The 13,438-nt window shown below is 55.2% G+C and carries 12 protein-coding genes and 1 pseudogene; 4 read left to right on the top strand and 9 right to left on the bottom strand.

The window, feature by feature from the left end:
* On the bottom strand, positions 1-287 hold a 287-nt coding region (locus P1S59_13425; GenBank protein ID MDF1527241.1), incomplete at its 3' end, for a transposase.
* A gap of 377 nt (positions 288-664) precedes the next feature.
* Between P1S59_13425 and P1S59_13420 the strand changes: the two genes are divergently transcribed.
* The 3 genes from P1S59_13420 (at position 665) to zwf (ending at position 4,109) form a co-directional block, all read left to right on the top strand.
* Positions 665-1,036, top strand: a complete 372-nt coding sequence (locus P1S59_13420) for a hypothetical protein (protein ID MDF1527240.1) — start codon at positions 665-667, stop codon at positions 1,034-1,036.
* A 465-nt stretch (positions 1,037-1,501) separates the two neighbouring features.
* Positions 1,502-2,404, top strand: a complete 903-nt coding sequence (gene gnd / locus P1S59_13415) for a decarboxylating 6-phosphogluconate dehydrogenase (protein MDF1527239.1) — start codon at positions 1,502-1,504, stop codon at positions 2,402-2,404.
* A gap of 124 nt (positions 2,405-2,528) precedes the next feature.
* Positions 2,529-4,109, top strand: coding sequence for a glucose-6-phosphate dehydrogenase (gene zwf, locus P1S59_13410; GenBank protein MDF1527238.1), 1,581 nt, complete (start codon positions 2,529-2,531; stop codon positions 4,107-4,109).
* A gap of 111 nt (positions 4,110-4,220) precedes the next feature.
* On the opposite strand, the gene P1S59_13405 is transcribed toward zwf, so the two are convergent.
* From P1S59_13405 to P1S59_13370, 8 genes are all read right to left on the bottom strand, one after another.
* Positions 4,221-5,000 carry a DUF1722 domain-containing protein gene (locus tag P1S59_13405; GenBank protein MDF1527237.1) on the bottom strand — a complete coding sequence of 260 codons (780 nt, stop codon included), beginning with the start codon at positions 4,998-5,000 and terminating at the stop codon, positions 4,221-4,223.
* Positions 5,001-5,382: 382 nt separating this feature from the next.
* Complete coding sequence (locus P1S59_13400) at positions 5,383-6,150, bottom strand: hypothetical protein (GenBank protein MDF1527236.1); 768 nt, start codon at positions 6,148-6,150, stop codon at positions 5,383-5,385.
* Between the two features lie 21 nt (positions 6,151-6,171).
* Positions 6,172-6,951, bottom strand: a complete 780-nt coding sequence (locus P1S59_13395) for a slipin family protein (GenBank protein MDF1527235.1) — start codon at positions 6,949-6,951, stop codon at positions 6,172-6,174.
* Between the two features lie 94 nt (positions 6,952-7,045).
* Positions 7,046-8,509, bottom strand: coding sequence for a nodulation protein NfeD (locus P1S59_13390; protein MDF1527234.1), 1,464 nt, complete (start codon positions 8,507-8,509; stop codon positions 7,046-7,048).
* Positions 8,506-9,816, bottom strand: coding sequence for a hypothetical protein (locus tag P1S59_13385; GenBank protein MDF1527233.1), 1,311 nt, complete (start codon positions 9,814-9,816; stop codon positions 8,506-8,508). The genes P1S59_13390 and P1S59_13385 overlap by 4 nt, the downstream gene beginning before the upstream one ends.
* Positions 9,817-9,831: 15 nt before the next feature.
* Positions 9,832-10,968: an SPFH domain-containing protein gene (locus P1S59_13380; GenBank protein ID MDF1527232.1), complete on the bottom strand. Its 1,137-nt coding sequence runs from the start codon at positions 10,966-10,968 to the stop codon at positions 9,832-9,834.
* The gene (locus P1S59_13375) at positions 10,961-11,476 is read right to left on the bottom strand and encodes a hypothetical protein (GenBank protein ID MDF1527231.1); all 516 of its coding nucleotides are present in this window, start codon (positions 11,474-11,476) and stop codon (positions 10,961-10,963) included. The genes P1S59_13380 and P1S59_13375 overlap by 8 nt, the downstream gene beginning before the upstream one ends.
* A complete protein-coding gene (locus P1S59_13370; protein ID MDF1527230.1) occupies positions 11,473-12,060 on the bottom strand; it encodes a hypothetical protein in 588 nt (195 codons plus the stop codon). The genes P1S59_13375 and P1S59_13370 overlap by 4 nt, the downstream gene beginning before the upstream one ends.
* A gap of 310 nt (positions 12,061-12,370) precedes the next feature.
* Here P1S59_13370 and P1S59_13365 point away from each other — a divergent pair.
* A pseudogene (locus P1S59_13365) lies at positions 12,371-13,438 on the top strand (transposase).

Here is a 13,438-nt window from a genome sequence, read left to right as displayed (position 1 = left end):
TCAGGTGTCTCGCGTACCCTCGGGATCGGAACCTTCACTGAACCCTCACTGCCCTTGAAAGTGCGCTTTCGGACTCCGTTGCGGTAACCACGATGATCTTCCTCTCCATCACGACGCTCGTAGTAGCCGCGGCCCAGAAACTCCGACACCTCACGCTCCACAAGCTCGGCAATCAGCTTCACCAGGCTCGACTGTCCCAACTCGTGAAGAAGCTCACCCCCGTGCTTACGGTCCAGGTGCTCGGAAATCTCTTGGTCAATACGATGACTTGCTGGTATCCTGTTCATGGCGTAGTCCTCCCTCCTGTCTATGGATTGATTCGAGCTCAACCCATTCTACAGAAGGCGGCCTGCGCCGTCTCTTTTTACACCACTATATGGACATCACCATTGATTTTGGATTGATCGTTTTAACAACTATTTTTTACGGTTTATGGTTCTATTTACAGTACAAATCCAAGGTGACAAGCGAACAGGAGTAGGAAGTTCTGGAGAAAACCATCGGGGGGAATTTTTGGGGTCAGGGAGTGAATTGCGGTATACCCGACTTTATTAGTCAGAAACGCCACAAATCATCCCCTGACCACGTTATTACAGTGTATTACATTTTATCTCCACCCTTGCGAAGGGTCACGTCATAAGCTACTTTAATATTGTTGGAGGGGGTGTTTTCGAAAGGGGTGCAGATGCCGTTCCTCGATCCCACCGTTGAATATGATCCCGAAGTCAAAGTCTACAGACCTGCCCTGGAAACCTTCAGCCGGCTTCTGGAGTTAGGTGACCTGGATGCCCTTCCCGCGCCCAGGGACGGACTGGGACCCATACGATCGGTTCAGATCTCCAGGGCCCTGAGGGAAGACGGTGCTGAAGTATTGGGGCAGGTCAAGGGACACGCCATGTACCTGCTCAAGGGTGATCCCTACCTGGAACCTGAGCTGCGATACAACTTCAACATGCTCCTGCTCATGGATGTTTTCGGGATGGATGAAAAAGACGCCGACCTTTATGAGCCCGTGTTCAACGAATTGATATGGTGAAAAGGCTGTAATTTGTGATCCGTGATCCGTAATTCGTGATCCGTAAAACCTGGATACCGTTCTTCCCTCAGTTTAAAAATTTACCCTGCGTAACCCTGCGGTGCGGCTATGCTTGGTCGCTCTGCGAAACCCTGCGTTAAAAGCATCGCATTTTATAGTAACCGGGATCGCTTCCGTCTTCGTTCTATGAACTTCGCCGTGACAAGTCACATGGGTGACGGTTCGCGATGACAATCATGCCAGGTGCGGCTGGATTCCGGATCGCAGCACAGCAGCGTCCGGAATGACGAACGTTTTTTCAATCCCCAGGTTTTCCAAGTGACCTTGGTCCCTCTATGTTAAAATAGTTGTGCAGTGGAAGTTAAACCCTCGTAGGCAGGGAGGTTGCCCATTATGCAAATTGCAATGATAGGCCTTCCCTTCGACCACGCTCAGGGTCCCTCAACCCATTAGGAGGTGTTTGATATGCAGATAGCTATGCTGGGTCTCGGAAGGATGGGTATGAACATGGCCCGCAGGCTTCTGGGCGGAGGTCATGATGTCATCGGCTTTAACCGGACACGGGATAAAACCGATGAACTTGTTAAGGAAGGGGGAACAGGAGCCTATTCTCTTGAAGAGGTCGTAAGCAAGCTTGAAGCACCGCGAACCGTGTGGATCATGCTCCCTGCAGGCAAACCGGTGGATGACACTATTTCCCAGTTGAAAGGGCTACTTGATCCCGGCGACACCATCATCGAGGGGGGCAACAGCTATTACAAGGATGACATCCGGCGGGCAGGTGAGCTGGCACCTGCCGGCATCGCCTATGTGGACGCTGGCGTGTCCGGAGGAATATGGGGCCTTAAGTTAGGGTACTGCACCATGGTGGGCGGACCCAGGGAGAGGTTCGATCATCTGGAACCGGTCTTCAAGACCCTGGCACCGGAAGAAGGTTATCTGTATTGCGGGCCCACCGGCGCGGGACATTTCGTCAAGATGGTCCACAACGGTATCGAATACGGGATGATGCAGGCCTACGGTGAAGGGTTCGAGATCCTGGAGGCTTCCGAGTATGGACCTGCCCTCGACTACTCCCAGGTCTCTCACCTGTGGAACCAGGGCAGCGTGATCCGGTCATGGCTGCTGGAGCTTGCCGAGGAAGCGTTTAAAAACGATGCCCGCCTGGATGAGATCACAGGGCACGTGGACGATTCCGGAGAGGGCCGCTGGACCGTCCAGCAGGCTATCGATACTTCCGTACCTGCCCCTGTTATAACCCTATCCCTCTTTGCCCGGTTCAGATCCAGGCAGGACAACTCCTTTTCCAACCGGGTCCTGGCCGCGTTAAGACGGGAGTTCGGGGGGCATGCTGTAAAAAAGAAATAACAGGAAGAGGAGAAAAAGAGAGGAGGAGAAGAGGCGAGATCAAACATTTTCCTGTCCCCTTTTCACCTTTCCCCCTCCTCCCCTCTTCCCACGGTGGAAAGTTTGAACAAAAGGATGCCATTGGATGGACGATAAAAAACCAGATACGGACACTGAACTTTCCGCCGTGGTCGAGGGCCACACCACAGCCGACCCTCCATCAGGGGGCTGCCTTCTCCAGCCGCCCTCCGACCCGTGCACGCTGGTCATCATAGGGGCCTCGGGTGACCTGACATCCAGGAAACTGATCCCCGCCCTTTACCACCTCTTCGGAAAGGGCGGCCTGCCGGAGCGGTTCCAGGTGGTGGGCTGCAGCCGGACAGCCATGACCGACGAAGAATTCCGTTCCAGCATGGAAAAATCTGTCATGGAGGATGACACAGACCAGAGCCTTTGGAATAAATTCAAGGACCGGCTGCACTATCGCGCCGTCCAGTATGATTCAGCCGATTCCTACAGGGAACTGGCGGTACAGCTCCGAAAACTGGATAGCACAAGCGGCACCGATGGCAACCGCATCTTCTACCTCGCTCTCCCTATGTTCCTTTACGGGACCACTGCCCAATTGCTTGGAGAGAGCGGCCTCGCCGCAGAACATGAGGGCGGCAACGGCTGGACCCGTATCGTGGTGGAGAAGCCTTACGGTAGCGATCGCGCCTCGGCGGCGCAACTGGACAAGATCGTCCACCAGAGTTTTTCCGAGAGCCAGGTCTATCGCATCGATCATTACCTGGCCAAGGAAACGGTTCAGAACATCCTTATCTTCCGGTTCGCCAACGCCATTTTCGAACCCATGTGGAACAGGAACTATATCGAGCATATTGACATCATCGCATCGGAAACCCTCGGGGTGGAAAAACGGGCCGGTTACTACGAAAAATCAGGCGTTTTGCGGGACATGTTTCAGAACCACATGCTGCAGCTCCTTGCTCTTACCGCCATGGAACCGCCCACAAGCTTTGAATCCGACGCCGTCCACAACGAGAAGGTCAAGGTATTCCAGAGCCTGCGGCCCTTCCCCACCCGCAACCTCTTCGAGAACCTGGTCCTGGGACAGTACGGGCCCGGCACCGTGGACGGCAAACATGTCAAGGGGTACCGGTCCGAAGAGGGGGTTAACGGCAAATCCAATGTTCCCACCTACGGAATGATGCAGGTATATCTCGACACCTGGCGATGGCAGGGCGTCCCCTTCTTTCTCACAAGCGGAAAACGACTGGGTGCGAAACTCACCGAGATCGTCATCAAGTTCAGGGAGGTTCCTGTCTCCATGTTCCGCGACGTGCTGGGGAAATACATCACAGCCAACGTACTGACCATGGGGATCCAGCCCAGGGAGCACATCACTATTTCTTTCCAGACTAAAAGCCCGGGGGCCGAAACCTGTCTTCGCACAGTGAAGATGGACTTTGATTTCGAGGAAGGATATGCAGGGCCCAAGCTCAAGGCTTACGAAAAGGCTATCCTGGACTGCATGCATGGTGATCAGATGCTGTTCTGGAGACAGGACGGGATCGATCTGGCGTGGGGGTTTATCGAACCGGTCCTGAAGGAGTGCGAAGCCTGCAAGGACCCGAAACACCTGCTGCATATCTACAAGGCAGGGTCATGGGGACCGAAAGCCTCAGTTCAACTCAAAGCACTAATGGTTAAGCAGTGCAAGTGAAGCAGAACGCCCCTCGACTGGGCTCGGGACAGGCAGGATGCAGGAAAAGAATTATAAAACCTGTTTAGGCTGTCAAGATCTTAGGTTGGGATTTCAACTGTGTGCTGCGTGCTAGCCGATATACGGCGCCAACAGCGCCGATCGCGTTAAGTCCTCGATCTCCTGGCGTGCTGCCACAGAGGCGAGGAACCGGCGCATATCAACGCTGGCCTTGCCCGGTACAAGCTCCCCTGCCAGCCGAGCATAATCGGCCTGTTCTTCCTGGGTGGCTCCCTCCTGCAAATACTCCCATATGGTCTCATAGGTAACAGCCGGAGCACTATCGTCAGGGTCCTTGGACAGGGTTTCCTCCAGGATCAGATCGAAAAGCATAAAGACCGATGCATTACCCCTCCCCTGGAGAGTCTCGGTCAGTGAACGGTATCCGGAGTAGGACTGCTCCATAACAGAAAAACGGTAGATCCGCCACAGGGCCCTGAGGATATCCTGCTCGGTGTGCACAATGAGAACCGTGGAGATCTCATTAAGGCAGGTGAAATCGCCAGGATTACTGCTGTCTGGCCATTGGACCCGCCCACCAGGTCCACCCCTTAGCTCCTCCACCTCTTTCATCACATCCTCGGGAGTCACATCGGGGGCGCCCCAATGGTCAGGATCGATATCGCGGCGGTCGATCAGGGTGGTATGGGAAATGGTGCGCAGCAGCATCTCCTCCATCAGCCTGCGGTGCCTGGCGAAAAGCTGTCCCCGCCTGGCGTTGTACCGAAAGGCGTCAGGGTGTTCCATGGGCTCGTCCGTTCCAAGGGAATCGTAGAGCTTATGGAGAAAGTCGTGCTCCTGGGTAATGAGCTCGTCGCTAAGGAATTTGGGGTGTACAAGGTGGATCTTCATAGAAAAAACTCCGTTTTTTCAGTTTCGGGTCTCTGGTTGCAGGTTTCGGGTTTCAAAATTCAAAATTCAAAATTCAAAATTCATGGAAGAGTATCTGCTGAGGTCGGAATGTCAAGATTAATCAAACTTGACTCTTCGCCAGGTCGTCGCGGCAATTTGGGGCTACCCGTCTTCGTTCTCCGAACTACGCCGCGGCAAGAATGGCTGGATTCCGGGTCTTTGCCCGGAATGACAAAGAGGAAACTGCCCTCCGTCCTTATTTCCTCGCCATGTCCGGGGTTTACTCCCACTCTCCCTCTCAACCACTCTCCCCCTCCTGATTTTCCCCGTGTCTCCGCGTCTCAGGTTCCCCGTGTCCGATTGTCCGCCGGAGTAAGGCGGACTACCTACGCCCCCTCGGCCTCCTCGGTGCAGGCTTCACCGTAACGTGGCTGGCCGGGCGTTCCCCAGGCTCCCCGGAGAGTTCCTTGTCAACGGCCTTATCCAGGCTCTCCTTTTGAAACTTCAGATCCTCCTTCTGTTTATCCAGCCATTGGGCCTGGTCAGCAGCGCTTCGAACCGGTTTGTTTCCCGGACGGCGTTCATCTTTCCGCCGATTGTCCTGGGACCTGTCACCCTGGGGTCTGCTTTCCTGGCGTTTGTCTCCCTGAGACCTGGTTCCCGTGACCTTGTTACCTTCCCGGGCCATGCCTTCATCCCCCGAGGGCGAACCGTACCGGATCAGAAAAAAGATACCCAGGAGAACAAGGAAGACGCCCGCCCCTGAGTAGAGGATGCCCACAGTCAAGGTTTCAGTTTCCATCATCTTTCCCATAAAACCGAGGGGCAGGATAACGGAAACAAAAGTCAAGACCTTGGTCCTGAGCTGGAAAAGGTTATTCACCACCATCCACTGTGGAGCCGGTATATCCCCCACAAACAGGGACCCGAAGGCCACCGCCAGGAAATACAGGAATGCGGCCCTTATAAAATAGGGCACAACCAAGGCGCCGCTTCCCGGCTCCAGGACGAACCCGCCGGTGAGGGCAAGGTTTGCCAACTGGAACAGGCCCCGCCCCAGAGATCCCATTGCCAGGACCACCAGGGCCAGGACGGCCAGAGCGAAAAGGTACCGAAAGCTTGCGATAAACAGGCTGAATATACGCGTCATGTTGAATGTTCCCTCCTTGTGTTACTTGTCTTTATCCCCGCCAGCTTTGTCAACCAGCTTCATAAACCCGGTGAGAAGATCCATGGGTATGGGGAAAAGAGTCGTTGAGTTGTTCTCGGTGGCGATCTCCCTGAGGGTCTGCAGGTATCTCAGCTGGATGGCCTGGGGGTTGGTGGAGAGGATGTCGGCCGCCATTGCCAGTTTTTCGGCTGCCTGGTGCTCGCCCTCTGCGGCGATGATCTTGGCTCGCCGCTCCCTTTCCGCCTCGGCCTGCTTTGCCATGGCCCGCTGCATCTCCTGGGGCAGGTCCACGTGCTTGATCTCCACGTTGGCAACCTTTACCCCCCACGGATCGGTAGATGCGTCCAGGATCTCCTGGAGGTCGTGGTTGATCTTCTCCCGCTCGGACAGCAGATCATCCAGCTCCACCTGCCCGAGGATGCTCCTGAGGGTTGTCTGGGCCAGCTGACTCGTAGCGTAATAGAAATCCTCAACATCGACGATGGCCTTGGCCGGTTCCATGACCCGAAAATAGACCACCGCGTTCACCTTCACCGAAACGTTGTCCTTGGTGATGATGTCCTGGGGAGGGACGTCCATAACTACCAGCCTCAGACTGACCCGGACCATCTTTTCAATGACCGGTATGATGATCACCAGGCCGGGCCCCCGTGTCTTGATCAAACGCCCGAGCCGGAAGACCACTGCCCTTTCGTACTCCCTCGTGATCTTGAAGGCGGAGGTCAGGAACATGACCACCGCGAGTATGCCGCCTAAAACAAGATAGCTTGCTGGAAACATGATTTACCCCCTATGTTTTTATCGTACGTGGGTGGGTGCGTCATTTCGTGGGTGCGAAAAACTGCTCGCACGAACGCTCCACGCATGCACGCATTTACGTTTCGTTATTCTCATCTATTTCCTCCACCGTCAGCATCAATCCCTCAATAGCCTTCACCTTCACCTTGCTGCCTGCGTCGACCTGCCCCTGGGCTTGGGCCCTCCATATCTCTCCGTGCACCTTCACCGTGCCCTGGGGAGTTAGGGGCACAGTGACGACCCCTGCTTCCCCGATCAACCCCTCAGCTCCTGTTGTAGGCCTCTTTCGCTTATCACGAATGACGAGGCCCAGGCCGACAACAAAGAACAGGGCTGTAAAAGCGGTCACACCCACAACCAGAGACAGGGACAGTTTGTAGTAAGGCTCTGCCGTATCGAAAAGCATGGTGCTTCCCAGAAACAGGGCTGCTACGCCTCCTACTGAGAGCATACCATAGGAAACCACCGCCACCTCCAGAATGAACAGGATGACCGCCAGAAATATAAGAAGGAATCCAGCGTAATTGATGGGGATGACCTGAAAGGAAAAGAAGGCAAGGATGAGAAAGATACCCCCCAGCACTCCTGGAAAGATGACCCCGGGGTTTGCCAGCTCGAAGAATAATCCGTATATGCCGAGCATCATGAGGATGTAGGCGATGTTGGGGTCAGATAGGGTTCCAAGCACCCGATACCTCCACCCCATGGGGCGATCCAGAACAGTGCCTCCCTTGACGGCAAGGACGATCTCTCCACCTGACACCTTCACTGTCATCCCATCCATGGCCGCAAGTAATTCCTCCACATCCCCGGCGATGATATCAATAACTTCAAGCTCAAGGGCTTCGGTTTCGGTCACCGACACACTCTCCCTCACCGCCTTTTCAGCCCAATCGGCGTTACGCCCCTGTTTCTCCGCAATAGACCTGATGAAGGCCACCGTGTCGTTGAGGACCTTCTGTCCCATAACGTCTTTATCGTTTTCCGCAGGCGGTGCTGGCTTTTCATCTTCTGCGGCCTGCGTGCTGCGTTCTGCGTCCTGTTCCTTCCCCTCTTCCCCTTTTCCCCTCTTCTCCTCTTCAGGGGTTTCCTTGTTCGGGCTCAGCGGATTTCCTCCCCCGATATTCACAGGATGGGCCGCGCCGATGTGGGTGCCCGGAGCCATGGCAGCCACGTGGGCCGCCATGGTGATGAATACCCCGGCTGATGCGGCCCGGGCCCCAGGGGGAGCCACATAAACAGCTATGGGAATTTCGGATCCGAGGAGTGTTTTTACGATCTGCCTCGTGGAGGACAGCAGCCCGCCGGGGGTGTCGAGCTGGAGGATAACCAGATCGAGCCCTTCGCTCTGGGCCATCTCAACCTGTTTCTGGATGTAATCGGCGCTTATGGGGCTAATGGGTCCATCCACAACGATGCGCGCCACGACAGCCCGGCCGGTATCCACCTTGTCTTCACCGAAGGAATCCAGCGCTGCCGCCAGAGGGACGGCCAGAATCAGGGACAGAAAGATGCTCATTCGCCAATGCCTGTTCATCATATTTTCACTCCCAGACTCGAGATCGGAACGGCAAGTCCCCGTGGTCCTACAAGATCCGAACCCAGCCTTTTGAAGGGAACCAGAAGGAGGGACTGGCTTGTCCCTTTCCTGGGGAAGGGCTTTTTGGATCCGGTACCGGCAACCACCTCGGCCATCTCGTCCGCCCCGTCCGGCGGCAGGCCCACCGGAAATGGTTTCAGACTCATCCTGTTATGGTAGGGAATGGGCCGGGCGGGGAAATCCGCATGATAGTAACGGGCTGACAGGTTGAAAAGAAGCCGTGGAGAACGAACGTTGAAGGCGGGGATGAACAGGCTCTTTTCTTTCCCGCGACGCAGCCAGAAGGGCAAAAATATGGTAGAAGGATCCTGTCTTGAATCCGGATCGCCAGCCCACAGACACTCCCTTTCCTGTAACACTCCCCGCCTGGCTTCCCATCCTTTGGCGCAGGAACGGCAAAAGCGAAGGTGGACCGCGGGATCTGGGTCCAACTCACCAGCGCATTCAGGACAAATGAGAGGCGCCAGTTTCAGGCGGGTCTCACCGGGAGACCTGCTTTCCTTGAGATCCAGGTTGTCGAGGAGCTTTTCCATCTCTTCATGCTTTAGCTGCCTGACGAGGCCCCCCCCCACCGTGTCGATGAGCATTAGTCTGACGTTGGTTCCTTCCCGAACCTCCACCAGGGAAAAAGGAAAGAACAGAATAGAGTTTTTCTCCCACAGACGAAACATCCTCTCCTCGGTCACCTTCAACCCGGGGTCGGGCATCCCGGCGAAGAAATCCTCATCCATCTTCCTGCTGTGGGACTCCTTGTCCCTTTGGATGGGAGCGAAAGGCATCTTGCCGCCATTTTCCCGTGTGGCCAGAAAAAGGTGTAGCGACTGGGCGCGGTAACCTGGTGAAAACAGCCCTGGAGACAGATCGCTGTGGGCCGGACGCATAAGGTCCACTGGCCGGGTGAGCAGCCGTTCCTGAACTACTTTATCCATGTCCAACCCGGCTTTGGGACCACGGACCCACTTCAGAGCGTGGCCGGTAGTCCTGTAGAAGGGGAAGTAGAACGGGAGGACCGATCTCAAAAGGGGTGGTTTCCAGCCGTTTTTCATGGCGATGCGTGTGACCTCGTGGGCCGTTTCCCGCACACTTATAGTGGGTTTTATGAGAAAATTGAGCCAGGTCGCACCGGTTCCTGTTATCATGAGCCCCGCGCCGCAGTATCTGCACCGGGTACCGGTGGCTTCCTGATCGAAAACCACCTCACCGCCGCATTGGGGGCAGTGATGGCTGACGTAACAGGAGCGGTTCACAGTTTGAATAGATTCCTATTCGACCTTATCACCACAATGCAGGCAGAAACGGGCTCCTTCGGGGACCTTTTTGCCGCACTTCCCGCAAACCGGCTTATTCTTTTTCATCTCCAGTCCGCAATGGTGGCAAAAACGGGCGTCCGTCGGCAGATCCTTCCCGCAGGAACCGCAGACCTGGCCCCTGACGACAGGGGTGCCGCACCTGAAACAGAAACGCGCGTCCCTGGGCAGGTCGGCCTGACACTGGGGGCATGGATCTCCACCGGAGGCCCCGCCGGAAGGCCCATTGCCTTCGAGAGTTGAACGAAGGAAAGACGGGACCATCATACCAAGTCCGGCTCCCAGTCCCAGCCCCATACCTGACTCCGCTGAGGATGAACCTCCTGCCCCTCCCTCACCGGTTCCTCCCGCATCGCCCATGAACTGGGCCGCCTTGAAGCGAAGGTAGTCTTTTTCACCTACAGCAGTCATGCTCCCTCTTTCATCGATTATCTTCTGGACGTTATCGGGAGGGGTAATGGAACGGATTATGAGATCTCTCACCTCGATACCGTATTTGAGGAAATCCTCCCTGATACGGGCCTTAACAGCGGCCCCCAGCTCCTCGTATACCTGGGCAAGGTCCAGGACGGTATCCAGATTTTCACCAAGCAGATCGTTGATACGGGAGATGATAATTGCTCGCAGGTAGTCGGAGATCTCATCGGTGGTGTAAACGCCCTGGGTCCCTACGAGGACATTAACGAAAAGCATGGGCTGGACGACCCTTATGGTGTAGTTGCCGTGAGCCCGGAGCCTGATCATTCCCAGCTCCTTGTCCCTGAAGGCCACCGGGTCCCTGGTTCCCCATGTCAGGTTGGTAAAAGTCTGCATGGACGCAAAATAGACGGCCACCCTGAAGGGACTCTTGAAGCCGAAGGGCAAGCTGAGAGCCTTGGTGAGGAGAGGAAGGTTCTGGGTAGTCAGGGTGTGACGGCCGGGACCAAGGACATCCAGGGCACGTCCGTCGCGGAAAAAGACAGCAGCCTGGTTCTCATTTACGATGAGTTGAGCACCGAACTTGATCTCTCCGGTCCCCTCCGGGGGGATACGGTGAACCATTTCCGTACCTGTGTTATCGATCCACTCCAGAACCTCGATGAACTCACTCACGATCAGCCTCCTGACCTTCCAGCGCCTTTCTTCGGCCTTCAAAAGCGTTCCTCAGGTCCCGGAGCGCTTCATCAAGGCCGGTCCACCATTCCGGGTCAACAGCGATCTTTTCCGCGGTACAAATGTAGTCTGCCAGCGTTTCGGCAGCGCTGAGCAGACCGAGATCATATTCGTACAACCTCTCCAGGTCCTCAAGAGTAATGCCCTCGCGGTCAAACCATCCTGCGTAACCTGAGGGGGCATAGCGCATTTCATCCTCGATGCGATCGAATTTGGTGACGAATCGCTCAAGGTTGCCAATGACTCTCAGATTCCTGAGTCCCCCCGATCTGGACAGGTCGTTCATGGCCTCGGAGAGAAGATCCCGGCATCTTGAGATCTCTAAAGCGGCTTTCGTTCGCACTGCCTTGTCAGCATCCCGCCTTTTTCCCCGGTCCTGATAACCCGCTATTCCGGGAATAATACGGGTAAGCTTTTCCAATAGCTCCGCGACTTTTGGCTGCGTCATGTCTTCCGCCTGTCTGCCGGACCGGCCTTGATGGTCACCTTGCCGTCTTTGTTAATCACCTTAAAAGCCACCTTTTCGCTGCCGTACTTTTCATGAATGGCTTTGGTCTGCTGTTCCAGGGCACTGCGAACCTTTTCCATATCGGGTGTCTTGCCGTTACCGATACTCTTGTACTCCCGGGTGAGCGCGGAAAAAAGTTTATCCATCTCTCCCTTGTTGCTGGTTTGGGTGGAAACCTCAAAAACTCCGGACGCCTCTCCCTCCAGGGATTGGGTGGTTCCCGGGGTTGCTTCGGGGACAGGGGCGGGGGGCACAACCCTCCGTATTGGTTTTCTGCCCTCTTCGAGCTCCCTCAGGTTCCTCTGCCAGTATTGTTGATAAATATTGTAGCGGGAAATGGCCTGCTGATTGCGAAATCGCAAAGCGGTATTGGTCATGACAGTGGAGGTGAGGATACGGACCTCCCTGGCGACCTTTTGGGCAAGTTTCTCTGGGGGCCTGCGCTCAATCCCGGCGAAGTACTGATCGTAGGCAGCCTTTAGTTTCATAATGTCCTGTTCGAGTCTGCGTACTCTCTGTTCCATAATTTACCCTGGCCAAGCTTGATGAACGTTTTCCTTCCTTTTGGTGTAATTGAAAATGATATCAGAGGGAATGATGGAAATAAAGTATTAGTATTAGTAGAAGTAATGCATTTTCCCGCGAACCTGCCATCGTACATAAACCATGTTTTGCGTTATTAAAACCCCTCTGCACTTTGCACCCTGCACTCTATACTGTCCCCAAAATCGCGATTGATCTGATTTTTTGGATTTTGGGGATAAAAAAACCTTGTTGGGATGGTAAGTTACGTTAACAGACGAACTTTCCACAACTAACCAACAAGGTGAGAAAATGATAACGAAAACGGTGCTTCCTTTCAAGCTTGCGTTGACACTTGAAATAACAGCTTGAAATGACCCAGGACACAATCACAGCCCATGCTGGTTTGGCCCTTTTAGGAGAGTTTGCTCATGGCATCGGGCTTCCCGATCTGGTGGACGGTTGTCTTCCCTCCCCTGGCAGCGGCGCCGGTTATCGTCCATCCCAATTCGTGATGCCGTTGTTGTTGATGCTCAACGGCGGTGGTCAGTCCCTGGAGGACCTTCGCCAGATACGGCAGGATACGGCTCTTCGCGATCTTCCGGGTCTGGATCGCATTCCATCGTCGGACGCGGTGGGCAACTGGCTTCGCCGGATGTGGGTGAGCGGCGGTCTTTATGGTCTTGATCAGGTCATTCGCAATGTCCTGACCCGGTCACTGCGAGATGATGGTCACGAGTCGTACACAGTGGATATTGACGCGACGGCTATCGAGGCGGACAAAAAGTCGGCGCGTATGACGTACAAGGGTTTCAAGGGTTACATGCCGATGGTGGGTCATCTGGCTGAGAATGGATTGGTGGTGGCGGATGAGTTTCGGGAGGGCAACGACAGTCCCGGAGCGAGGAATCTGAAGTTTTTGAAGACGTGCTGCCGCCGGATGCCTGAAGGCAAGCGGATCGGCGCGTTTCGTTCAGACAGCGCGGCGTACCAGACGAGTGTGTTCAATTATTGTGATCATGAAGACATGGAGAAGACGAAAAAGGCGTTTCGTCTGGTGGTGGTTCGTCGTCCGGTTCAGGGGGATCTGTTTGACGGGGTGGACCCGAAAGTGCGTTACAAGGTGATCGCCTCAAACCGTGAGGAGACGGCGGAAGAGACGGTTCGATGGTACAACGCCCGCGGTGAGCACAGCGAGAACCGGATCAAGGAGCTGAAGCTCGGGCCTGGTATGGAGCGGATGCCGTGTGGACAGTTTGGCGCCAACGCGGTGTTCTTCCGGATCGGTATCCTGGCCTACAACCTGTTCCGGATGTTCGAGCTGAAGGTCCTGCCGGAGGAGTGGCGTCATCATCAACTCCGGACGGTGCGTTGGCGATT

This window comes from bacterium, assembly GCA_029210965.1.
Classification (GTDB): domain Bacteria; phylum BMS3Abin14; class BMS3Abin14; order BMS3Abin14; family BMS3Abin14; genus JALHUC01.
The sequence above is the reverse complement of the archived record's forward strand: the minus strand, read 5'-3'. Positions and strand labels throughout refer to the sequence as shown.